General features: G+C 69.0%; 23 protein-coding genes. 16 read left to right on the top strand and 7 right to left on the bottom strand.

Features of this window, described 5'->3' with window-relative positions; translation table 11 throughout:
* The first annotated feature begins 60 nt into the window (after positions 1-60).
* On the top strand, positions 61-1,044 hold the full coding sequence (locus OHA18_RS07015; RefSeq protein WP_329002945.1) for a helix-turn-helix transcriptional regulator: 984 nt from the start codon (positions 61-63) through the stop codon (positions 1,042-1,044).
* Here the strand turns inward: OHA18_RS07015 and proS are convergent.
* The 6 genes from proS to OHA18_RS06985 all read right to left on the bottom strand — a co-directional run bounded on the left by proS (position 1,041) and on the right by OHA18_RS06985 (position 7,822).
* Entirely contained in the window at positions 1,041-2,453 is a 1,413-nt protein-coding gene (gene proS, locus OHA18_RS07010; RefSeq protein WP_329002944.1) for a proline--tRNA ligase, read from the bottom strand. The genes OHA18_RS07015 and proS overlap by 4 nt on opposite strands.
* A gap of 94 nt (positions 2,454-2,547) precedes the next feature.
* Positions 2,548-4,764: an NADP-dependent isocitrate dehydrogenase gene (locus OHA18_RS07005; protein WP_329002942.1), complete on the bottom strand. Its 2,217-nt coding sequence runs from the start codon at positions 4,762-4,764 to the stop codon at positions 2,548-2,550.
* Between the two features lie 86 nt (positions 4,765-4,850).
* Positions 4,851-5,540 (bottom strand): pentapeptide repeat-containing protein, encoded by a 690-nt coding sequence (locus tag OHA18_RS07000; RefSeq protein WP_329002940.1) that lies wholly within the window; start codon positions 5,538-5,540, stop codon positions 4,851-4,853.
* A 123-nt stretch (positions 5,541-5,663) separates the two neighbouring features.
* On the bottom strand, positions 5,664-6,500 hold the full coding sequence (locus OHA18_RS06995; protein WP_329002939.1) for an ROK family protein: 837 nt from the start codon (positions 6,498-6,500) through the stop codon (positions 5,664-5,666).
* Between the two features lie 19 nt (positions 6,501-6,519).
* The gene (locus tag OHA18_RS06990) at positions 6,520-7,296 is read right to left on the bottom strand and encodes a hypothetical protein (protein WP_329002938.1); all 777 of its coding nucleotides are present in this window, start codon (positions 7,294-7,296) and stop codon (positions 6,520-6,522) included.
* 1 nt (position 7,297) lies between these two features.
* Positions 7,298-7,822: a SigE family RNA polymerase sigma factor gene (locus OHA18_RS06985; protein WP_329002937.1), complete on the bottom strand. Its 525-nt coding sequence runs from the start codon at positions 7,820-7,822 to the stop codon at positions 7,298-7,300.
* Between the two features lie 148 nt (positions 7,823-7,970).
* Here OHA18_RS06985 and OHA18_RS06980 point away from each other — a divergent pair, with 148 nt between their 5' ends.
* The 14 genes from OHA18_RS06980 to OHA18_RS06915 all read left to right on the top strand — a co-directional run bounded on the left by OHA18_RS06980 (position 7,971) and on the right by OHA18_RS06915 (position 20,482).
* A complete protein-coding gene (locus tag OHA18_RS06980; RefSeq protein ID WP_329002936.1) occupies positions 7,971-8,504 on the top strand; it encodes a hypothetical protein in 534 nt (177 codons plus the stop codon).
* 46 nt (positions 8,505-8,550) lie between these two features.
* Positions 8,551-9,240 (top strand): YcnI family copper-binding membrane protein, encoded by a 690-nt coding sequence (locus OHA18_RS06975; protein WP_329002935.1) that lies wholly within the window; start codon positions 8,551-8,553, stop codon positions 9,238-9,240.
* A gap of 2 nt (positions 9,241-9,242) precedes the next feature.
* Positions 9,243-9,755 (top strand): copper resistance CopC family protein, encoded by a 513-nt coding sequence (locus OHA18_RS06970; protein ID WP_329002934.1) that lies wholly within the window; start codon positions 9,243-9,245, stop codon positions 9,753-9,755.
* Entirely contained in the window at positions 9,752-10,741 is a 990-nt protein-coding gene (locus OHA18_RS06965; protein WP_329002932.1) for a copper resistance D family protein, read from the top strand. The genes OHA18_RS06970 and OHA18_RS06965 overlap by 4 nt, the downstream gene beginning before the upstream one ends.
* 42 nt (positions 10,742-10,783) lie before the next feature.
* Complete coding sequence (locus tag OHA18_RS06960; RefSeq protein ID WP_329002931.1) at positions 10,784-11,266, top strand: MarR family winged helix-turn-helix transcriptional regulator; 483 nt, start codon at positions 10,784-10,786, stop codon at positions 11,264-11,266.
* A gap of 111 nt (positions 11,267-11,377) precedes the next feature.
* Positions 11,378-12,904, top strand: coding sequence for an ABC transporter substrate-binding protein (locus OHA18_RS06955; protein ID WP_329002930.1), 1,527 nt, complete (start codon positions 11,378-11,380; stop codon positions 12,902-12,904).
* Positions 12,905-13,843, top strand: a complete 939-nt coding sequence (locus OHA18_RS06950) for an ABC transporter permease (RefSeq protein WP_329002929.1) — start codon at positions 12,905-12,907, stop codon at positions 13,841-13,843.
* A 197-nt stretch (positions 13,844-14,040) separates the two neighbouring features.
* On the top strand, positions 14,041-14,637 hold the full coding sequence (locus tag OHA18_RS06945) for an ABC transporter permease subunit (RefSeq protein ID WP_329002928.1): 597 nt from the start codon (positions 14,041-14,043) through the stop codon (positions 14,635-14,637).
* The gene (locus OHA18_RS06940; RefSeq protein WP_329002927.1) at positions 14,634-16,163 is read left to right on the top strand and encodes an ABC transporter ATP-binding protein; all 1,530 of its coding nucleotides are present in this window, start codon (positions 14,634-14,636) and stop codon (positions 16,161-16,163) included. The genes OHA18_RS06945 and OHA18_RS06940 overlap by 4 nt, the downstream gene beginning before the upstream one ends.
* Positions 16,160-17,206, top strand: coding sequence for a pyridoxal-phosphate dependent enzyme (locus OHA18_RS06935; protein WP_329002926.1), 1,047 nt, complete (start codon positions 16,160-16,162; stop codon positions 17,204-17,206). Before OHA18_RS06940 ends, OHA18_RS06935 begins: the two co-directional genes overlap by 4 nt.
* A gap of 26 nt (positions 17,207-17,232) precedes the next feature.
* Positions 17,233-18,036, top strand: a complete 804-nt coding sequence (locus OHA18_RS06930; RefSeq protein ID WP_329002925.1) for a Rossmann-like domain-containing protein — start codon at positions 17,233-17,235, stop codon at positions 18,034-18,036.
* Positions 18,033-19,238: an MFS transporter gene (locus OHA18_RS06925; RefSeq protein WP_329002924.1), complete on the top strand. Its 1,206-nt coding sequence runs from the start codon at positions 18,033-18,035 to the stop codon at positions 19,236-19,238. Before OHA18_RS06930 ends, OHA18_RS06925 begins: the two co-directional genes overlap by 4 nt.
* Positions 19,239-19,301: 63 nt before the next feature.
* Positions 19,302-19,979 carry a DUF1707 SHOCT-like domain-containing protein gene (locus OHA18_RS06920; protein ID WP_329002922.1) on the top strand — a complete coding sequence of 226 codons (678 nt, stop codon included), beginning with the start codon at positions 19,302-19,304 and terminating at the stop codon, positions 19,977-19,979.
* A 44-nt stretch (positions 19,980-20,023) separates the two neighbouring features.
* Positions 20,024-20,482 carry a GNAT family N-acetyltransferase gene (locus OHA18_RS06915; RefSeq protein ID WP_329002921.1) on the top strand — a complete coding sequence of 153 codons (459 nt, stop codon included), beginning with the start codon at positions 20,024-20,026 and terminating at the stop codon, positions 20,480-20,482.
* Here OHA18_RS06915 and OHA18_RS06910 read toward each other — a convergent pair.
* Positions 20,466-22,016: a dolichyl-phosphate-mannose--protein mannosyltransferase gene (locus OHA18_RS06910; protein ID WP_329006070.1), complete on the bottom strand. Its 1,551-nt coding sequence runs from the start codon at positions 22,014-22,016 to the stop codon at positions 20,466-20,468. The two genes, OHA18_RS06915 and OHA18_RS06910, sit on opposite strands and share 17 nt — an antisense overlap.
* A gap of 195 nt (positions 22,017-22,211) precedes the next feature.
* On the opposite strand from OHA18_RS06910, the gene rsmI reads away from it, so the two are divergent.
* Positions 22,212-23,054 carry a 16S rRNA (cytidine(1402)-2'-O)-methyltransferase gene (rsmI, locus tag OHA18_RS06905; RefSeq protein ID WP_329002919.1) on the top strand — a complete coding sequence of 281 codons (843 nt, stop codon included), beginning with the start codon at positions 22,212-22,214 and terminating at the stop codon, positions 23,052-23,054.
* Positions 23,055-23,070: the final 16 nt, after the last annotated feature.

Genomic DNA, 23,070 nt, shown 5'->3' with positions numbered 1-23,070 from the left:
GCGGGGTACAGCGGCATAGTCGGGTATCGATGCTGCCGCGGTGTGTGGGGAGCCGGCGATGTGGAGTTAGACAAGGCCGCCGCGCTGCGGGTTGACGCGGAGACCGCGATCATCCTGCGCGAGGCGTACCACAAGATCGAAGCGTTGTTCCGCTCCGACCACTACGGCCTGTACGACTACGTCCGGGTAGTGGCCGGCAAGATCGCCCGGGTCGACGCCTTCTTCGTCGGTTTCCTGCAGGGCAGCAGCCGGGTGCGGTACCCCTACGGGTACGACATCGGCCACTACGTGAGCCCCGACACGCACAACTTCGGGCCGAACGGGCAGACGGCCTGGCTGATCAAGCACCGGCAGACCTACCGCTACGCCTACGACAACGGTTTCGCCCTGCACGGCGGCGTACCGGTGGGAGATCTGGGCCGGCGGTCCGAGGATGCGATCACGGTGCCGATCTTCCGGCCGGCCAAGGACGGGCCCGATCAGCTGTTCGGGATGCTGTCGATGCAGAGCTACGAACCCAAGGCGTACGACGACAACGCGGTGCGAGCGTTCGAGTGGTTGTGTGCGGTCGTGGAGCGGGTACTCACCCGCGAAGGCGAGGACCGGGACGCGTTGCGCCGCCTGCCCGCTGGGGACGTCGGCCCGAACCTGCTGACGTCGGACCACGTGATGGAGTACCTGACGCATCGCGTCGCGTCGATCCGGGAGATCGCGGCCGAGGCGGAGAACGAGCCCGATGTGAGCGCCGTCGTCCGCACGCATCTGGAGCGGATCATCGACGCCACCGAGCACATCCAGTCCGAGCTGATCGAGATGCTGATGGAGACCGACGAGGGCCCCGAGCGCCGGTTCACCAGTCTGACCAAGGCGCAGCAGGCCGTCGCCGTACTCCTGGCCGACGGGCTCGACAACGATCAGCTGGCCGCGGAGCTCGGCATCAGCCTGAACACGGTCAAGACCCACCTGAGCGCGATCCTTCGCAAGTACGGCGTGCGCAACCGCGCACAGGTGGGTGACGACGTCCGCAAATACCTGGCCCGCTAGTACGACCTGGCGACGTACGCGATCAGGTCGGGCTCGCTCTCGTCCAGTGGGAGGGTGCCATCCGGGCGTTGGAGGCAGCGGACCGTCATGCCCGACTCGGCCAGGCGGTCCTCGCCCTCCTCGCCGATGGCGCCGTACGGCAGGCTCGCCCAGCCTGCGCGTGCTGCATCCACGGCCTCCTCGACGGTCGACACCGCGGTGCTGCGTGCTGCGTGGCGAGCTGACGCTTCCGCGAGCAGATGCGCCTGGTCGGCCTCCATTGCGTCGACAACAGTTGACGTCAGGTCCGAGAGGTTGACCGCGGTCTTGGTGGAGTCACGAAGGCGTCGTACGACGGTTGCCACCTCGGCAGCCAGATCGCGCGGACCGAGCTCGATGCGGATCGGGACGCCCTTGAGCTCCCAGTTGATCGCGCGACGACCGAACGGCTGGTCGATGCGGTCGTCGACCATCACGCGCAGGCCGGCGGTCTCGAGGTCGGCGGCGATCCGGCGGGCGGCCTCGATCGTCTCGTCCCGCACCGCGAGTACGACGACCTGGATCGGGGCGACTGCGGGCGGGACGCGGAGGCCGGCGTCGTCGCCGTGCACCATGATGAGTCCGCCGACCATGCGCGTGGTGCTGCCCCAGGAGGTCGTCCAGGCGAGCTCGCGCTGCCCTTCGCGGGACAGGTATCCGATGTCGAAGGCGCGGGCGAAGTTCTGGCCGAGCTCGTGCGACGTACCCATCTGCAGGGCCTTGCCGTCGCCGGTCATGGCTTCGAGGGTCATCGTGTTGATTGCACCGGCGAAGCGTTCGCGGCGGGTCTTGCGGCCGACGACGACCGGGATCGCGAGGACGTTGACCATGACGTCGCGATAGGCGTCGTACAGGATCCTGGTGGCGTACGCGCGGGCGTCCTCGAAGGTGGCGTGGGCGGTGTGGCCTTCCTGCCAGAGGAATTCGGTGGTGCGCAGGAACAGGCGTGGGCGCAGCTCCCAGCGGACCGCGTTGGCCCATTGGTTGAGCAGGAGCGGGAGATCGCGGTAGCTCTGGATCCACTTCGCCATGTACTCGCCGATGACGGTCTCCGAGGTCGGGCGGACGACGGCGGGCTCCTCGAGTTCCTTGCCGCCGGCATGGGTTACGACGGCGAGCTCGGGGCTGAAGCCCTCGACGTGCTCGGCTTCACGCTGGAGGTAGCTCTCGGGGATCAGGAGGGGGAAGTAGGCGTTCGCGGCGCCGGTTGCCTTGATCCGGCGATTCATTGCCTCCTGCAACAGTTCCCAGATCCCGTACCCGTACGGTCGGATGACCATCGTCCCCCGCACCGGCCCGTTGTCGGCGAGCTCGGCTTTGGCAATCACATCCTGGAACCATCGGGGGTAGTCCGTGTCCTGCGAGGCAAGCACGGAACGGGAGTTAGTCATAGCCGCAGTGTAGGAAGGCGATCGGAGGTTGAGCCACGCATTAACAAGCAACTCCCGGCACCCTGACGGGCACCGGGAGCTGGAAAAGCTGGAGTTACAGGGAAGCCAGGGTGTCGTTCCACGTCTTGGACGGGCGCATTACTGCGGCGGCCTTGGCGGGGTCTGGTTGGTAGTAGCCGCCTAGGTCTACTGGGGTGCCCTGGACGGCGAGGAGTTCGGTGATGATGGTTTGCTCGTTGGTGGCGAGGGATTCGGCGAGGGGGGTGAAGGCCTTGGCGAGGTCGGCGTCGTCGGTCTGCTTGGCCAGCTCCTGGGCCCAGTACAGGGACAGGTAGAAGTGGCTGCCACGGTTGTCGATGCCGCCGACGCGACGGGTCGGGGACTTGTCCTCGTTCAGGAACGTCGCGGTCGCCCGGTCCAGCGTGTCGGCGAGGATCTGCGCCCGCGCGTTGCCGGTCGCCTGGGCCAGGTGCTCGAAGCTCGCGGCCAGCGCGAAGAACTCGCCCAGGCTGTCCCAGCGCAGGTAGTTCTCCTTGACCAGTTGCTGCACGTGCTTCGGCGCCGAGCCGCCCGCGCCGGTCTCGAACAGACCGCCGCCGGCCATCAGCGGGACGACCGACAGCATCTTCGCGCTGGTGCCGAGCTCGAGGATCGGGAACAGGTCGGTCAGGTAGTCACGCAGCACGTTGCCGGTCACCGAGATCGTGTTCTCGCCGCGGCGGATCCGCTCCAGCGAGAACTTGATCGCCTCCACCGGCGCCAGGATCCGGATGTCCAGGCCCTCGGTGTCGTGCTCGAACAGGTACGTCTGCACCTTCGCGATGATCTGGGCGTCGTGCGCGCGGGTCTCGTCCAGCCAGAACACCGCCGGGTCGCCGGTCGCGCGGGCCCGGTTGACGGCCAGCTTGACCCAGTCCTGGACCGGCGCGTCCTTGGTCTGGCAGGCGCGGAAGATGTCGCCGGCCGAGACCGCCTGCTCCAGGACGACGTCGCCGGCCTGGTTCACCAGCCGGACGGTGCCGGTGGTCTGGACCTCGAAGGTCTTGTCGTGCGAGCCGTACTCCTCGGCCTTCTGCGCCATCAGGCCGACGTTCGGCACCGAGCCCATCGTGGCCGGGTCGAACGCGCCGTTGGCGCGGCAGTCGTCGAGGACCACCTGGTAGATCCCGGAGTAGCTGTGGTCCGGCAGTACGGCGAGGGTGTCGTGCTCCTCGCCGTCCGGGCCCCACATGTGGCCCGACGTACGGATCATGGCCGGCATCGACGCGTCCACGATCACGTCCGACGGGACGTGCAGGTTGGTGATGCCCTTGTCCGAGTCGACCATCGCGAGCTTGGGGCCGTCGGCCAGCTCGGCGTCGAAGGAGGCCTTGATCTCCGCGCCCTCGGGCAGCGTCGCGATGCCGTGCAGGATGCCGCCCAGGCCGTCGTTCGGGGTCAGGCCCGCCTTCGCGAGGACGTCGCCGTACTGCGCGAACGTGTTCGGGAAGAAGGCCCGGACGACGTGACCGAAGATGATCGGGTCGGACACCTTCATCATGGTGGCCTTCAGGTGCACCGAGAACAGCACGTCGTCGGCCTTCGCCTGGGCGACCTGCGCGGTCAGGAACTCGCGCAGCGCGGCGACATGCAGCACGGACGCGTCGACGACCTCACCGGCCAGCACCGGGATCGACTCGCGCAGCACCGTGGTGGTGCCGTCGTCGCCGGCCAGCTCGATCCGCAGGACGTCGTCGGACTCGAGCACGGCCGACTTCTCGGTGGCGCGGAAGTCGTCGGTGTCCATGGTCGCGACGTTGGTCTTGGAGTCGGCGCTCCAGGCGCCCATCCGGTGCGGGTGGGTCTTTGCGTAGTTCTTCACCGAGGCGGGCGCGCGGCGGTCCGAGTTGCCCTCGCGCAGTACCGGGTTGACCGCGGAGCCCTTGACCTTGTCGTAGCGGGCCTGGATCTCCCGCTCCTCGTCGGTCTTCGGCTCGTCCGGGTACTCCGGCAGGGCGTAGCCCTGGGACTGCAGCTCGGCGACCGCGGCCTTCAGCTGCGGGATCGAGGCCGAGACGTTCGGCAGCTTGATGATGTTCGCCTCGGGCGTCTTGGCCAGCTCACCGAGCTCGGTCAGCGCGTCCGCGATCCGCTGGTCGTCCTTCAGGTACTCCGGGAAGAGGGCCAGGATGCGGCCTGCCAGTGAGATGTCCCGGGTCTCCACTCCGACACCGGCCTGGCCGGCGTACGCCTGGACGACAGGGAGGAACGAGTACGTGGCGAGTGCCGGAGCCTCGTCGGTGTGGGTGTAGATGATCGTCGAGTCAGTCACAGCCCCACCCTAATGGGCGTTCCGGCCGGGCCGTCCCCGGCGTGGGCAGGCTCACGCCCCGTGCAGGGCTCGGCTGCGGAGATCAGTCAGTCGAGCTCGTCGGGGTGAGCAAGTGTGATACCGCTCGCCGCGGTCACCGCGCTGGTGAACGCCAACGTGTCGATCGGGGATGCCGCCGCGACCGTCGCACCGGTCAGCGAGGCGAGGCCCTTCGCGCCCTCCCAGGTGCAATCCACGAAGACCGCCTTAGCCGCCTTGACCTGGGAGAACTCCACCCCGGACAGGTCGCAGCGCCGGAACACCGTCCCGGTCAGGTCCGCGGAGACGAAGTCGGCGTTCTGCAACCGGCAGTCGGCGAACTCGACCTTCAGGAACTTCGCGAACCGGAACGACCCGAAGTCGAGCACACTGTCCCGGACCGTCGTGTGCTGGAAGCTCGCCCCCGACCCGGCGAACCCGATCATCCGCGACGCCGAGATCGCCACCCGGGTCAGCGCCGCGTCGGCCCAGCGGGCGTTCGCGACATCGCACTGGGCCAGCTCCGTGTCGACCAGGATCAGCTTCTCCAGCTCGGATCCGGCCAGCTTGCACCGGGTCAGCCGGCACCCGCTGATCTCCAGATGCTCGGCCTCCAGGTCGCTGAGATCCAGGTCCTCCAGCGCGAGATCGAGCAACCGCTGCTCGTCGTCGATGTCGTCGAGCGTGGGCGCGGCCGGCTCGAGCTGCGAGCGCAGTCGAGGGGCCGCGATCGCCCCGGCGGATTTCCTGGGTGCCATGGCGTCAACCTACCCACGCCGACCGACAACGGCCGGATCTCCAGGCCACCACAATCGCTGCCTCTGATCTGCCGCCCGCGGGGCAGCGAGGGATTCGGCGGATTGTGATGGCCTGGGGATCCGTCACGTACTGCGGAGGTAGTGGGCGGCGGCGCCGATCAGGGCGGAGTGTTCGGTGTCGTGGGTGGCGGAGGCCGGGAAGGGGAGGGCCGGGGTGACGAGGTCGAAGGCGCCGGAGATGGATCCGCCGAGGACGGTCTTCGTCACGCCGAAGCGGGTCAGCCAGGGCTCGAGGGCGGCGGCCAGGTCGGTGAAACACGCCGTCAGGACCTCGCGTGCGGCGGTGTCGCCGGCGCGGGCCTGGTCGGCGATCTCCTTGACGCCGGGCGCCTCGGTCCCGGTGCGGTCGGCGTACCGACGGAGGATCGCGCGGGCGGAGATCGAGTCCTCCAGCGGCTTCCCGGCGTACGACGTCTTGTACAGCTCGCCGCCCGGTGGCACGGTGTCGCCCTCGCGGACCACGCGCCCGTCGGCGAGGAACGCCGTACCGATGCCGGTGCCGATCGTGACGCCGACACACCGCTCGACGCCGCGGACCTCGCCCGCCGTCCACTCGCCGACCGTGAACGCCTCCGCGTCGTTCACGAACAGGAGCCGGTCGATGCCCAGCTCGGCGCTCAGCGCCGCGCCGAGGTTGAACCCGTACAGCTGGTCGAACTTGCCCTGCCCGCGGTACCAGGCAACGCCGGTGCCGAAGTCGAACGGACCGGGCAACGCGACCGCCAGACCGTTTGCCAGCGGCAACTTCCGGGCCGCTTCGGCCAGCTGCTGGACCACCACCTCCGCCGCTTCCTGCGACGCGAGCTTGGCCCGGTCCACCTCGGTCACGTCCCACCCGGCAGGCGTCACCAACGCCGCCGTGACGTGACTTCCCCCGATTTCCAGCACAGCTACATCCATCCGGACATCATCGCAAAGTTCAGTACCGCTCCTTGAACACCTGCTTCCCGGCCCCGTCGTACATGGTGATGAAGATCGGGTCGGTGTTCCCCTTCAGGATGTTGTCGGTGTACACGCGGTGCGCCCAGTAGCCGTCCTTGATCGTGGCGTCCGCGTGCTGGCCGAGACCCGAGAACGCGATCCGGGTGACTCCCTCCGGCACCCGGCCCGCGTAGCTGTACCGAACCCCTCTGCACCAGGTCGTCCGGTTGTCCCGATCGACCGGAACATCGCCGCACGCCATGCTCCAGTACCGCTGGATCTGGTACGGGCGGGTGACGATGCCGACGTTGATCAGCGTGGCGCCGAAACCACCCAGCGGCTTGCCCATCATCGGTACGCCGGCCACGCAGTACGCGTACTGCGATCCGTCCGGCGACCGTCGTACCGTCATCGCGCCGTCGGGGTCGGTCACCTCGACCACCTTGTCGGTCCAGTTGCCGACCACCTGCCGGCGCCACGCGTCGTCGTTCGCGGTCCGGAAGAAGTCGTCGGACTTGGCGCACAGATCGGTGACCATGGTCGGCTGGGTGGCGGTGGTCGCCGGCTGCGGTGCGGTCCGGGCGTTCCCGAGCGGGCCCATCAGCAGTACGGCGATGATCGCGGTCACTGCGGTAGCTGCCGTGGCAGCCACGACCTTGACGCGGCGGACGCGGGTCCGGTGCTGTCCGGCGGCGACCAGGGCCGCTGTGTCCGGTGCGAAGGTCGCCGGCCGGTCGGCGGCCTGGTCCATCAGGGTCTTCAGTTCGCTGGTCATCTCAACCCCTCACAGCCAGGTCGGAAAGCTCGGCGAGGGCCGGGTGGGTGCGCAGTTTCTCCAGGGCCCGCATCGTCTGGCTCTTCACCGTCCCGGGGCGGCAGTCGAGCGCGGCGGCGGTCTCCTCGATGGACAGTTCGTCGAAGTACCGCAGTACGACGCAGGCGCGCTGGCGTGGTGGCAGCTCCGCGAGTGCCTTGGTGATCACCAGCCGGTTCTCGAGAACGCCGAGCGGGTCGGCCCGGTCGGTCTCGTTGGCGAAGTATTCGTCGCCGCCGACGACCTCGTGGCTGGACTTGCGGCGGAGCGCGTCCAGCGTGGTCGAGACCACGACCTTCCGCGCGTACGCGCCGACCGCGCCCTTGCGCTGGATCCGCCCCCAGACGCGGTACAGCCGGATGAGAGCCTCCTGGGTCGCGTCCTCGGCCCGGCGCCAGTCTCCGCACAACAGGTAAGCGGTCCGGCACAGAGCGTTCGCGTGATGCGTGACGAACTCGACGTAGTCCTGCTCGGTCTCCGGTCTCACCCGCAGCTCTCCCCAGTCATGCCGGATCAAACGTGGTGGGCACGCCCGCAGGTTGCACGGATCCGGCAGATATTTCCCGCGCTCCCACGAGACTAAGGGAACCAGCACCTGTTCCTGTCCGTAGAGTGACTGGAGCGAGGGGATGGACATGCCGACCGAGAGCAGGACTACGTCCGCGGTCGCGGCGCTGAGCGTCGCGGTGGCGGTAGTCGGTCACGCGCTCGTCGGGGGCGGTTCTGTGCCGCTGGGCGTCGTACCTCCACTGGCCGCACTGGCCGGAGTCTGCTGGTTGCTGGGTGAGTACCTGGCCGGGGAGCGGTTGCTGACGGCGCTCGTGCTGGCCGGGGTGCAGCTGTTCGTGCACGTCACGCTGGACTCGGCGAGCATGCACGACGGTATGGCGATGTCGCCGGGCCTCGGCGGCAGCCTGATGATGAGCGCCACCCATCTCTCGGTCCTGCTGGCCGGCGTCCTCGCGGTCAGTCAGGCCCAGCGCTGGATCTGGCGCGTCGTACGCATCTTCGCGCGCTTCCTGCCGTTGCTCCCGGTTCTGCATCCGGTGCGTTCACTTGCCCGGGTGTTCGTCGTGGTGTCGTCCCCGGTGCCGCTCGCCGCGACGTGGCTCGAGTCGAGCGTCTCCCGCCGCGGACCTCCCGGCGTACGAGTGATCCCTGCTGTCTGAACCGGCCCGCGGGCCGGATTACTCGTATGCCTTGAAAGGTTCTCTCATGCCCAAGAGATTCGTCCTGCGCGCCGCCGCGATCGTCGCGGCGTCCGCGCTGGTCGTGATCGGCGCCGCGAGCTCGGCGTCCGCGCACGTCACGGTGTCCTCGCCGGACGCCAAGCCCGGTGGGTACGCGAAACTGGTGTTCCGCGTCCCGACCGAGTCCGACAACACCAGCACCACGAAGCTGGTCGTGTCGCTGCCCACCGACCACCCGTTCGCACATGTCGGTGCGCAGGTGAAGGATGGCTGGAAGGTGGAGAAGAAGGAGGAGAAGTTGCCCGCGACGGTCAAGGTCGGCGATGTCACGCTGACCAAGGCGATCACCACGATCACCTGGACCGCGACCGCCGGCGGTATTCCGCCGAACGACTTCGACGAGTTCGCCTTGTCGGTCGGCAAGCTGCCCGAGGGCGTCGACTCGCTGAGCTTCCCCGCTGTCCAGACGTACAGCGACGGTGAGGTGGTGAAGTGGGCCGATGTCGCCAAGGACGGCGCGGACGAGCCCGAGCACCCGGCGCCGACGCTGAAGCTGGCGGCCGCGATCACGCCGGTCGCCGCGACGACGTCCGAGGGGACGTCCGACAGCGTGGCCCGGTGGCTCGGCGGCGGTGGTCTGCTGGTCGGGTTGATCGGTCTGGCCTTCGGGTTGCGGCCGCGTCGTCCCGCGACGGCTCCCGTGGAGAAGCAGTAGTCGTGCGCAGATTGATCGCAGTACTGGTGGCGTCGCTGTTCACGCTGGTGGCTTCCACCGGCGTGGCGGCGGCGCACGCCAAACTCGAGTCGATGACGCCGACGGACGGTTCGTCGATGGCCGCGCCGCCGACCAAGGTGATCCTGACCTTCAACGAGCCGATCGGCGCCAACGGGACGCAGGTGCAGGTCAAGGCGCCGAGCGGTACGAACGTCGCGAACGGTGACGCCGAGGTGATCGACAACACGGTCACCCAGCCGGTGGGCGCGATGGTCGAGGCCGGCCGGTACCAGGTCGAGGCCCGGATCGTGTCGGCCGACGGGCACCCGATCACGATCTCGGGGTCGTTCAGCGTCACGCACGCCGGGCATCCCGCGACCCAGCCGGCCGGCACGCCGGCGCCGTCGCAGGACAGCGGCAGTCCCAACACGGTAACGATCGTCGCGATGTGCCTGGTCATGCTCGTGGTCGTCGCGCTCGCGATAGTCATCGTCCGCCGCCGCCCGGCCGCATGAGCCGTACCCGCCTGATCATCCCGGGGATGGTTGCCTCCGGCATCGTTGTGATGGTGGCGGCGCTGTACGCCGGCGGCGGTGCACCGAAGCGGGCGGTGGACGGGCTGCTCGGCGCCGGGCTCGGTGTGTCCTGGGCGGTTCCGGTACTGCGGATCGCCGCCGACGGGGCCGCGGTGGCAACCGGCGGGGCGCTGGTGGCAGTGCTGCTGTTCCTGCCTGCAGAGGGCGGAAAGCTTGGCAGCAAGGCGATCCGGGCCTGCCAGGACGCGGCGTTGGCGGCCGGGATCTGGGCGGTGGCGAGTATCGGCGGGCTGATCGCGACCGCGACGGTGATCCTCGGCATCCCGCTGTCGCATCTCGCCGAGCATGCCGAGCCGGCCGGGCAGTTGACGCAGGTACGGGCGCTGGCGGCAGCCGTCGTGCTCAGCGCCGTACTCGCGGTTGTGCTGAGTGGCACGAAGACGTTGCGGGGTGCGCGGCTCGCCGCCGTACTCACCGTTGCCGCCCTGATCGGACCGCTTCTGACGGGGCACGGTGCGATCGATCGGACGAGCGTGTGGTCCGTCCTCGCGACCACATCGCTCGTCGTGCACGTCGTCGCGGCGACCGTTTGGGTCGGCGGATTGGGCGCCGTACTGCGGTATTCACGGTCACGCCAGGCCGTCGAAATCTTCAGCACGCTCGCGCTGGTGTGCGCGGTGACGATGGGCATCACCGGCCTGCTCACCGCCGAGATCCACCTCGGCGGTCGTCAGGAGGGCTGGGGCCTGATCACGCAGTGGGTGACGAGCGGGTACGGCGCGCTGGTGCTCGGGAAGACGCTCGCGTTCGCGACGCTGGTCATCATCGGGCAGCTGCACCGGCAGAGCACGTTGCCGCAACTGGAGTCGGGTGACCCGACCGCGTTCCGGCGCCTCGCCGTACTCGAGCTGCTCGTGATGGCCGGCACCATCGGCCTGGCCGTTGCTCTATCGCGCACGCCATGACGGACTCGGTGACATGTCAACAGATATCCGTACACTGAGTACATGACGGAACCGCAATGGCTCGACGAGCGTGAGGCGCGACTCTGGCAGTCGTACCGGGACACGCACCGTGAGCTGATGCGCGCGCTCGAGGCGCGAATGATCAGCAATTCGGGCCTGTCCGGCGCCGACTACGCCCTCCTCCACCCGCTGTCGGAGGCGGAGGACGGTGTACTCCGCACTCGCGATCTCGGCCGCTCGGTCGGCTGGGAACGCAGCCGCCTGTCCCATCAGGTCAGCCGGATGGAGAAGCGCGGCCTGGTCTGCCGCGAGGAATGCGCCGCCGACGCCCGCGGCTCGATGGTCCGCCTCACCGAACTCGGCCGCAAAGCCATCGACGCCGCCGCGCCGGACCACGTCGACGCCGTCCGCGCTTACTTCTTCAACCGCCTGACCCCCACCGAGCAGGCCCAGCTGACCACTCTGCTGGACCGCATCGCCGCCGACCTCCCCGACACCTGCCCCACTCCGGACTGCGACGAGTAGGACACGCCGTCACGGAGAGCGATCGGGGGTCGGCCTCGGAAGAATGATGGCGTCTCGTTCAGATGCGCGCTGGATTTGACAATCGTTTTCACTAGCGTGAGGATGTGGCGCGTGTCCGAGGCGTTGAGCAGACGTGGGTTCCTGGGGGTGGCCGGTGCCGCGGGGCTGGCTGCGGCGACCGGGTGTGGGGCGGACGAGGGTGTGGCCGCGCAGCCCAGACAGGGTGGGCGGTTGCGGGCTGTGTACGCCGGGGGTGGGGCGAAGGAAGTCCTCGATCCGCACGTGCAGAGCCTGTTCGTGGACATCGCGCGGCACAAAGCGATCTACGAGAAGCTGGTCGAGCTCGGGCCCGATCTGAAGCCGGTGCCGCGGCTGGCGTCGACGTGGGAACACGACGGGACGGCGACGACCTGGCGGTTCAGCCTGCGGGACACGAGCTTCCACGACGGCGCCAAGTTGGTCGCCGAGGACGTGCTGTTCAGCCTCGCGCGGATCGCCGACCCGGCGGTCCCGGAGCGGGTCGCGCAGTCGTCGCTCGCGACGCTGGATCTCAAGCGCAGCAAGGCTCTGGGCCCGTCGACGGTCGAGCTTGTGCTGACAGCTCCGAACGCCGAGTTCCCGGCGTTGCTCGCGGGCATCGGAACCCAGATCGTGCGGGACGGGTTCAAGGATCCGGCCAAACCCGTCGGCACCGGAGCGTTCCGCCACGTGTCCTTCGAGACCGGGCGATCGATGGTCGCCTCGCGGTACGACGACTACTGGGACAAGCCCGCGCGGATCGAGGAGTTGCACATCCTCTCCGCGGACGCCGAGGCCCGGGCGAACGCGGTGCAAGGCGGGCAAGCGGAGTACGCGAACGACATGACGGCGACGTTCGCGCGGACGGCAGGAAAGGCGGTGCGGGTCGTCGCCGCGAAGGCCAGCACCATGCAGGCGTTCGTGATGAAGGTCGATCAGCCGCCGTTCGACAACCCGGAGGTGCGGCTCGCGTTCAAGCTGCTCGCGGATCGGCAGCGGCTGGTGGACGTCGTCCTCGCGGGGCGGGGTGAGGTCGGGAACGACCTTTTCGGCAAGGGATATCAGTACTATCCGGCCGACCTGCCGGCTCGGGAGCGGGATGTCGATCGGGCCAAGGCGCTGCTGGCGAAGGCGGGGTTGGTCGGCAAGGAGATCGAGATCTTCACCGCCGATGCGTCGGCCGGGTTCGTCGAGGCGGCGACGTTGTTCGCGGAGCAGGTCGCGGAGGCGGGCGTGCGGTTGAAGGTGACGACCGGGAGTCCACAGACCTACGCCAAGGACCTGCTGACGAAGGGTGCCATCGGCAACCATCGGTCCGGCGCGATGCCGATCCCGCAGTACTTCACCGATCGGTTGCTGTCGCACTCGCCGTTCAACGTGACGCATTGGCGACGGCCGGCGTTCGACGCTGGCTTCGCGGCAGCGCGGGCGGTGACGTCCGAGGAGGAGCGGTCGTCGCGGTACGGCGTACTGCAGAAGACGTTGCGGGACGAGGGCGGGATCCTGGCGTGGGGCTTGCCGGACTACCTCGTTGCGGTGTCAGCCAAGGTGCAGGGTGTGCAGGCGGTGCCGCCGAACACACTGGACCAGGGGCGGTTCGACAAGGTGTGGCTGGCCTGAATGCGGTCGTACGCCGGACAGCGGGCACTGCTCGCTGTCGTTCAGCTGGCTGTGCTTTCGGTGCTGGTGTTCGTGCTGACGTCGTTGCTGCCGGGGGACGCGGCGGAGATGCGGTTCACGGAGACACTGACGCCGGATCAGGTTGCGCGGTTGCGGGGTGAGCTCGGGCTGGATCAGCCGGCGCCGGAGCGTTTCGTGCACTGGCTGGGGAACGCACTGACAGGCGATCTGGGTACGTCGCTGATCAGCGGGGGACCGGTGATCGACATCGTCCGGGACTCGATCGGTGCCACGCTGGTGCTCACGGTGGCGACGCTTGCGGTGGTCGTACCGCTCGCTGTTGCCCTCGGCATCGTCATGGGGACGCGGGAGAACGGGCGGATCGATCGCGCCATCACCTCGGTCACGCTGGCGTTGTCGGCGATCCCGGACTTCGTCATCGCGGTCGTGCTGGTTGCGGTCTTCTCCTTGCGACTCGGCTGGTTGCCGGCGACGTGGGTCGGCGGGGAGCTGCTCGCGTCGCCCGCGCTGTTGGTCCTGCCCGTCGCTGTGCTGCTCGGCCGCACGGTCTGTCTGCTGTCGCGCCAGGTCCGGGCCGGCACGATCAACGCGCTCCATGCCGAGTACGTCGTCCAGGCGCGCCGGCTCGGGATTCCGCGGCGGCAGCTCCTCCTGCGTCACGTGCTGCCGAATGCCGCCGTGCCTGGCGTCCAGGAGTTGGCGCGTACGGGCGACACGCTCCTGGGCGGGGTCCTGGTGGTGGAAGCCATCTTCGCCATCCCGGGCTTCGCCACCGCCCTGGTCGACGGCGTAGAAACCCGAGACATCCCAACCGTCCAAGGCCTGACCCTCGTCCTCGCAGTTGCGGCTCTCATGATCAATCTGACCGCAGACCTCGTCTGCAACCGCCTCGTGCCCCGAACGGCCTTCCTCCGATGACCTTTCGCAGAAGAGTTGTTGAGTGGATTGCGATCGGGTTGGTTGTGGTGCCGTTGGGGGTTGCGGTGTGTGGGCCGCTGGTGCGGCGCGATGCGGGGCACGGGTTGCCTTACTCGTCTGAGGGGTTGTTGGGGACGGACGGGTTGGGGCGGGATGTGTTCGGGCTGCTTCTCGTTGGTGGGCGGACTGCCCTGGGGATGGCTTTCGGGGCGGTGGTGCTGGCCTATGCGGTGGGCGGGCTGGTCGGGCTGGTCGCGGCGTCTACTCGGTATCGGTGGTTGGACGAAGGGTTGATGCGGCCGCTCGACGTACTGCTGCCGTTGCCTTCGTTGCTCGTGATCAGCGTGGTGGCGGTCGGATGGCGGGCGTCGGCGGTTGCGATCACGGTGACGGTGGCAATGGTCAACGTGCCGACGGTTGCGCGGCTCGTCCGGGCGGCGGCGTTGGATGCGGCGAGCGGGCCGGTCGTCGAGGCGTTGCGGATGCAGCGTGAGTCGTGGTTCGCGATCCAGATCGGTTACGTCGGACGCTCGGTGCTCGGCCCGGTGGCCGCCGACCTCGGCACCCGGATCACGCTCGCGGTCTTCCTGGTTGCCTCGGTCAACTTCCTTGGCCTGGGTCTGAGTCCGACCGCACCGGACTGGGCGGTCAGCGTGTCCCGCAACCGTGAAGGTCTCCTGCTCCAGCCGTGGTCGGTCCTCGCGCCGGCGCTCCTCCTCGTCTCGTTCACCCTGGGTTTCAACCTGCTGGCCGACCGTCTCGTCCACAGGTCGCGACAGGTGGTGACCGCATGACGTTGGCGCGCGTCGACAACCTGAGAGCGACCGCTGGGTCGGCGATTCTCGTGGACGGAGTCTCCTTCGAGGTCGTCGCCGGCGAGGTGACAGCGCTCGTCGGCGCGTCAGGATCCGGCAAGACGACGTCGGCGTTGGCGTTGCTCGGCGAGTACGGCGACGGCGTACACCTTGCTGGGCGGGTCGAGGTCGACGGGCGGGTGGTTGTCGACGGCAACGGAGTGACAAGGGAAGCGGTGAGGGTGCGCGGGCGAACGGTCGCCTACATGCCGCAGCACCCAGGCAGCGCGTTGAACCCAGCCCGGAGGATCGGTACGACGTTGCGCGAGCTGGCGAAGCTCCACGACGGCGATGTCGCGGAAGCTGTCCGGGCAGCGCAGGTGCCAGGCGCCCTGAAGAGGTTTCCGCATCAGTTTTCTGGAGGACAACGACAACGGGTGGCTCTGGCGCAGGCGTTGACGTGCCGGCCGAGCGTGCTGGTGCTGGACGAGCCCAGCACCGGGCTGGACTCGATCACCCGCCTGCAGCTGGTTCAGGAGCTCGCCGACCTGGCCGCGGCCGGGTTGGGGATCTTGTTGCTCAGTCACGATCTCGAGCTGGTACGGGCGCTGGCGAACCGGGTCGTTGTCCTCGGCGCCGGCCGGGTGATCGAGTCCGGCGGCCTCGACGTACTCCCGCCGGCTCCCGACCTGCCCGGCGCGGGAACCTCCACCGCCGGGCGACCGTTGCTAGGGGCAATGAGCCTGTCTGCTTCGCTGCGGCCGCGCGGTCGCGACGTCGTACTGCGTGAGGTCGATCTCGAGGTCCGCGCCGGCGCCTGCCTCGGCGTCGTCGGCCGCTCCGGCAGCGGCAAAACCACCCTCGCTCGCTGCCTCGCCGGCCTGCACGAGCGCCACACCGGACAGCTCCGCCTCGACGGCCGGCCGCTCCCGGTCCTCCGCAACCGCACCCGCGAACAGAATCGCCGCGTCCAGTACGTCTGGCAGGAGGTCCGCGGTTCCTTCGACGAACGTCGTCCCGTCGACCAGCAGGTCGCCCGTACGGCGCAACGCCTGCGCGGTCTCGCACCGGAGCTGGCCCACGCCGAGGCCGTCGCCGTCCTGGCTCGCCTCGGCGTCGCCGCGATCACCGCGGCCCGCCCGCCGAGCCGGCTGTCCGGCGGTGAGCTCCAGCGCGCCGCCCTCGCCCGAGCCGTCCTCGCGAACCCCGACGTACTGATCTGCGACGAGATCACCACCGCCCTCGACGACCGCGGTACGGCGCTCGTCCTCGAGCTGCTGACCGAGCTGAAGGCCCGCGGTACGGCGCTGATCTGGATCGGGCACGATCTCGGCCTCGTCGCGGCCGTCGCGGATCAGGTCCTGGTCCTCGACGCCGGCCGGGTTGTGGAACAAGGCCCGCCCGCGACGCTCACGACCGAACCGCACCACGAACTGACCCGGCGGCTGGTGGCAGCCGCCCGGATCGGTGACCCCGGATCTCCGCCCGTGTTATCCATCGACACAAGGAGCGAACCGCGCCGATGACGCGACTGCACGACCACCTGGCGGAGGCCATCAAGGACCCCGACCCGATCCGGGTCGGGGACGATCTGATCTGCCTGCGGTTCGAAACGATGAAGGTGTACTCCGCACTCGGCGCCGTAGGCCACCTGCTCGAGACCGGGCGGGTCCAGCGCGGTGACACGCTGATCGACAGCTCGAGCGGGATCTACGCGCACGCGCTGGCGCTCGCCTGCCACCGGTACGGGATGAACTGCCACATCGTCGGCTCGACCACGGTCGACCGGACCCTGAAGATCCAGCTCGAGATCCTCGGCGCGACCGTCGAACAGGTCCCGTCGTCGAACAACCTGCAGCTCGACCAGAATCTCCGGGTCCGCCGGATCGGGGAGATCCTGCGCGACAACCCGACGTACCACTGGATGCAGCAGTACCACGACGACATCCACTACCTCGGGTACCGCGCGGTCGCGGATCTCGTGGCCGAAGTCGTGCCTGATGGGGCGCTCTGTCTGGTCGGCGGCGTCGGGACCGGTGCGTCGACCGGTGCGATCGCGGCGTACCTGCGGGAGCGGGGGCGGGAGGTGAATCTGGTCGGGGTGCAGCCGTTCGGGAGTGTGACGTTCGGGGCCGGGCACACGCAGGATCCGGAGATGATCATCGCCGGGATCGGGAGCTCGATCGAGTTCCGCAACGTGCGGCACGAGTTGTACGACCGGTTGCACTGGGTCTCGTTCGACTACGCGATGTCCGCGGCGGTGGATCTGCTCCGGACGTCCGGGGTGTTCGCGGGGCTGTCGGCGGGAGCGGCGTACCTGTCGGCGTTGTGGGAGCACAGCTGCGACCGCGGGCGCAAGCACGTCTTCCTGGCCGCCGACACCGGCACGCGGTACGTCGAGTCCGCTTTCGCCCGGCATGCCGAGGCGCGCCCGATGGCGTCGATGCGGCCACGCGAGATCGATTCGCTGTCCGAGCTCTCGGTGCCGTGGTCGGCGATGTCGTGGGACCGGCGGGAGTCCGCCCAGGCCCGGCGCGAGGAGTTTCCATCTGCGACCCCGTCGCATTAGTCTGAGGCTGTGAGTGGAGATGTCCCATGACTGTCGCTGATCTGACTGCAGCTGTTCTCGCCGGCTCGTACGGCCCGTCGCCTGCGGAGCTCGACGTCACCAGTGCTTTCTGGTTGCATCACACGACCCGGTTGCCGGGAGCTGAGGTCACCTATCGCAACTACTACGTGCTGTTGCGGGTCGGTGAGGTCTTCGGGGCGTGCTCGTTCGAGGCGGGGGAGTTGGAGCCGTCGTACTGCGCGGACACGTCGGGGCGGACGGTGGCCGACGTGCTGTCCTCGGAGGATCCGTTGCCGGTGCGGATCGCCGCACTCGACGCGTATCTCGCGTCCGTCGAGCCGCATCACACGTCGCCCCAGGCCGAGGAGATCATCCTCCCCGCCGGTACTCCGGACGTCCGGGCACGCGCCCGTGACGCCGCCGTCGCGGGGCTGCTGGATGTTGCTGATGGCACCAAAGTCGCACTGATCGGGGTCGTCAACCCGCTCGTGGACGCGATCACCGCGCGCGGCGGGATCTGCCTGCCGTGCGACTTCAACCTCCGCGAGACGGCCTCCGGTCTTCCGGTGTCCCGCGACATGACCGAGGTGATCGACGCGGCGGACGCGGTCGTCGCGACCGGCATGACGCTGTCCAACGGCAGCTTCGACGTACTCCTCACTCGTTGCCGCGAGCAAGCGAAACCGCTGGCGATCTATGCCCAGACCGGCAGCGCCGTGGCCCGCGCGTTCCTCGGTTCGGGCGTCACCGCGCTCTCCGCCGAGCCGTTCCCCTTCTCCCAGTTCAGCTCCCGCCCGAGCAGCCTCTACCGCTACAGGACGGACAGATGACGACGTTCACGCCCTCGACCGAAGTGCCTGGCGATCTGCGGATGGCCAGGCGGTTGTGGCCGTTCCTGCTGGCTTCCGCGGTGGGGCTGATCCCGTTCACGGTGTTCGGGATGTACCTCGTGCCGATCGCGGATGCGGCGGGTGGGAGCGTGGCGGAGATCGGTGGGTTGCGGGGCCTGGGAGGGCTTGCGGCGCTCGCGGTGGGAGTCTCGCTGGCGCCGCTGATGGATCGGGCGCCTAGGGAGCTGGTGGCTGCCGGGGGACTGGCGCTGCTGGGAGTCTCGGCCGCGTTGGGGGCCGTGGGCAACGTGTTCGCGCTGGCGGCGTTCTGTCTGTTGATCGGCGCGTCGACGTCGATTCTCGGGCCGTCGATCGGGGCCGCGGCGGCGGACCGGTTCCGGTCACCGGCCGCGGCGGGACGGGCGGCGACGCTGGTGTCCGCGACGACGTCCGCGATGGCGATGCTGGCGGCGCCGGTGCTCGCCGGCCCGGGGCTGATCTGGGGCTGGCGCGGCAACCTGCTCGCGGCGTCGGTGATCTCGCTCGCCTTGTCCGCCGCGTTCTTCTGGCGGGCACGCGGGCGAAAGGCGCCGCGCAGCCGGCGCGAGCGGATCAGCTACCTCGCGACGTACCGCGAGCTCGCCCGCGTTCCCGGGGCGCTGCAGCTGCTTGCGGTCGCCATGCTGCGGACCGCCGCGTTCATGGGGTACCTCGCGTATCTCGCCGCGTTCTACGACGACAAGTTCGACCTGGCTCCGGGCTGGTTCGCGCTGGTCTGGTCGCTGAGCGGCGCGTCGTTCTTCCTCGGCAACCTCTTCGCCGGGCGTTACCTCGCCACCGACCGCTCGTGGATCAGCCCGGACAAGATGCTGCTCGTCGGCATCTCGGTCGCTCTGGTCGCCGTCACGGCGTTCTACTTCTCGCCGACCCTGCCGCTCACGCTCCTGCTGACCGCGCTCATGGGCGCCAGTCACGCAACCGTCGCGGCCTGCGTCATGACGCTACTGGTACGCCGCAGCGGCGACCTTCGGGGCTCAGCGCTCAGCGTCAACGCGGCCGGGATGAGCCTCGGCACATTCCTCGGTGCAGCGATCGGCGGCCTGGGCCTCGGCCTCGGTGGATACCCAGGCACGGCCCTCGCCTTCGCCGCGATCACGATCGTCGCGCTGCTCTGTGCCCTCAGAGTCCAGGGCCAGGAGTAGGGGTAAGGATCGGGGGTTTGCCGGAGTCCTCACCGAGCCGTTCTCGATATATCGTTCCGTCTTATGGAGAATCTGCCCGACCGCCCGCACCCGCACGCGCACCTGCGGGCGTCCGACACCGATCGTGACCAGGTCGTCGACGTACTGCGGGATGCCCTGATGTCGGGGCGGTTGTCGCAGGACGAACACGCCGAGCGCCTCGAGCAGACGTTGCAGGCCAGGACCCTCGGCGAGCTCGAGCCGATCACCCGCGACCTCGTCGTGCCGGGGCAACCCCAGTCGGTGCCGCTGCCCGTCGCGCAGTCGTCGGTGTCCAGCAGCCCGGTCCCGATCGAGGAGCCGGCCGACCCGGACCAGAGCTTCGACACGATGGTGGCGATCTTCGGCGGTGGCGAGCGGACCGGCCGCTGGCGGGTGAAGCGGCGTACCAACGCGTTCGCGGTGTTCGGCGGCCACGACCTGGACATGACCAACGCGGTCTTCGAGGGCCGCGAGGTGACGATCTGGGCGTTCGCCGTGTTCGGCGGCATCGACATCACCGTCCCCGAGGGCGTCACGGTCCGCAACGAGGGCGTCGGCATCTTCGGCGGCTTCGGCGCCCGTGGCAGCGACGACCCGGACCCGAACGCGCCCACCGTCGTGATCAAGGGCCTCGCACTGTTCGGCGGCGTCGGCGGCCAGTCCTCGGCGAAGCGTCACGGCAAGAAGAACAAGGGCAAGGGACACCACGAGCTGCACTGAACAATGTGGGTGCGATCCGGAGTGCGGCCCAATAGCCTGCGGTCATGAGCGACTTCGTACCGGCTGACTTCGACGTGCCCCGGGAGCTGACCACGCCGCGGTTCCGGCTGGAACCGCTCGGCCCGGAGCACAACGTCCCGGACCATGCCGCGTGGACCAGCAGCATCGATCACATCCGCGCGACGCCGGGCTTCGAGGGGAGCAGTTGGCCGCCGGTCGACGGGATGACGCTGGAAGCCAACCTCGGTGATCTGCAGCGGCACGCGGAGGACTTCGCGCAGCGGCGCGGGTTCACGTTCACGGTCATCGAGACCGATGGCGACGTGATCGGCTGCGTGTACATCTATCCCCGGCGCAAGGATCCCAGTGTCACCGACGTCCGATCCTGGGTGAGCGCCGACCGGGCCGAGCTGGACGTCGCGTTGTACGAGGCCGTCTCCGGCTGGCTGGCCGCGGACTGGCCGTTCGTGACCGTCGAGTACGCGGTCAGATCCAGGATTTGAACCACATCCGGCTGAGCCAGGCCGGGTGCGGGAGCACCTTGTCGGTCAGGATCGGCCAGATATAGGCGAAGTTCAGCACGACGAGTACGACGAACGCGCCCGTCACCGCGCTGCCGATCAGCCGGCGCGGTGACGCCGTCCCCAGAGCGGCACGGGCCGGACCGAGGATCTTGCCGAGGATCATGGCCAGCGCCATCACGGTGAACGGGATCATCGTGACGGCGTAGAAGAAGAAGATCGGTCTGTCGTCGAACGCGAACCACGGCACCCAGCAGGTGACGAACCCGACGATCGGCACACCGAACCGCCAGTCGCGCGAACCTATCCACAGCACCAGGGCCGCGATCAGCGCGAGCGCGCCGCCCCACCACAGCAGCGGCGTACCGAGGGCAGAGATCACCTGCAGGCAGTTGGTCCCGGCCGGAGCGTTGCAGCCCGGCGTACCGGGCTTGATGTCGTTGACCGCGTCGAAGCCGATCGGGCGGGCGATGATCGGCCAGCCGGCCGGGTTCGACTGGTACGGGTGGGTGGCGTGCTTGATGTAGTCGCCGGTGTGGAACGCGAGCACTTCCTTGTGGTACTCGAGCAGGGACCGGAAATCGTCCGGCACGACCTTCATCACGCCGTGTGCCGGGTTGCTCGCCGCCCAGTTGTGGTCGTACGCGTTGTCGTGCAGCAGCCAGCCGGTCCAGGTCGCGAGGTACGTGACGCCGGCGACCAGCACCAGGCTGACGAACGCCGGGATGCCGTCGACCAGGGCGGACTTCACGAACGCGAACCGCACTCCCAAAGCACGGCGCGCGCCGAAGTCCCACGCGAACGCCAGCACGCCGAACGCGGCGAGGGTCCAGACCGCGGACCACTTGGTGCCCAGCGCGAGGCCGAAGCAGATGCCGGCGGCGATGCGCCACGGGCGGATCAGCAGCCAGCGGCCGATGGTACGACGTTCGCCGTCGGCAGTCGGCTTGTCGAGGGAATCCGCGTGCCGGCGGCGGGTCCAGTCCCGGTCCGCGACCAGGCACGAGACAGCTGCCACCAGCCAGAACGCGAGGAAGATGTCCAGGAGCGCCACCCGGGACATCACGAAGTGCAGGCCGTCGACCGCGAGCAGCAGGCCCGCGATCGAGCCGATCAGGGTCGACCGGGTCATCCGGCGTACCGTCCGGATCACCAGCAGCACGGTCAGGGTGCCGAACAGGGCCGGCATGAACCGCCAGCCGAACGTGTTCATCCCGAACAGCTGCTCACCGGCGGCGATCATCCACTTGCCGACCTCGGGGTGCACGGTCAGGCTCGGGGTCGGCTTGAACACGTCCAGGTTGCCGCTCAGGATCGCCTTGTCGGCGGCGCCCTCGGGCTGGTCGATGAACTGGCGCGCGTACCCGAACTTGAGCAGGCTGTACGCGTCCTTGGCGTAGTACGTCTCGTCGAAGACGAACTTCACCGGAGTGCTGAGGTGCCAGAACCGCAGGATGCCGGCCATCAGCGTGATCGCCAGCGTCGCGATCCAGCCGCCGTCGAAGTCCCGCGGCATCGCCGGGTACAACCGCTGCTTGAGCGGCGGCAACCGTCTCCCGAGCACGTCCCGCCCGAGCGTCTCCAGCCCCTCGCCGGCGTCAGTACGCCGCGCAGTCCCATCCTCGATCACAGCAGCCACGCCCGCCATCGTACGGACGCCTCGGTACCACCGCCTCCCGGCGTACGTCGGTGAGGCTGGGATGATGACCTCGTGACCGGGCGATTGGTGTTGGCGGGGACTCCTATTGGGGATGTTTCGGACGCCTCTGCGCGGCTGGGCCGGGTGCTGGCCGAGGCGGATGTGGTCGCGGCGGAGGACACCCGCCGGTTGCGGCGGCTGACGTCGGAGTTGGGGATCACGGTGGGTGGCCGGGTCGTCAGCTACTTCGAGGGCAACGAGCGGGAACGTACGCCGGAGTTGCTCCAGGCGCTGGTCGACGGGCAGACCGTGGTGGTGGTGACGGACGCGGGGATGCCGAGTGTGTCGGATCCGGGGTACCGGCTGGTGGCGGCCGCGATCGAGGCCGGGGTCGACATCACGTCGGTTCCCGGCCCGTCCGCCGTACTGACGGCGCTGGCGCTCTCCGGCCTTCCGGTGGACCGGTTCACCTTCGAGGGGTTCCTGCCGCGGAAGGGCGGCGAGCGGGCCCGGCGGCTGGGGGAGTTGGCGGAGGAGCCGCGGACGATGGTGTTCTTCGAGGCGCCGCACCGCCTCAGTGCCTCGTTGGAGGCGATGCGCGACGCGTTCGGCCCCGACCGGCGGGCAGCGGTGTGCCGGGAGCTGACGAAGACGTACGAAGAGGTCAAACGCGGCCCGGTGGCCGACCTGGTGACCTGGTCCGAGGGCGGCGTCCGGGGCGAGATCACGGTCGTCGTCGCAGGCGCCGACCCGAACAAGGTGCTCACCCCGGCCGAGCTGGCCGCGGAGGTCGCCACCGACGAGGAGGCGGGCACGCCGCGTAAGCAGGCGATCTCCGACGTCGCGAAGCGTTTCGACGTCCCGAAGCGGACCGTGTACGACGCCGTACTGGCCGCCCGAGACCCTGGTAAATAGGATTCGCGCGCCCCAC

This window comes from Kribbella sp. NBC_00709 (assembly GCF_036226565.1).
Taxonomy (GTDB): Bacteria; Actinomycetota; Actinomycetes; order Propionibacteriales; family Kribbellaceae; genus Kribbella.
The sequence above is the reverse complement of the archived record's forward strand: the minus strand, read 5'-3'. Positions and strand labels throughout refer to the sequence as shown.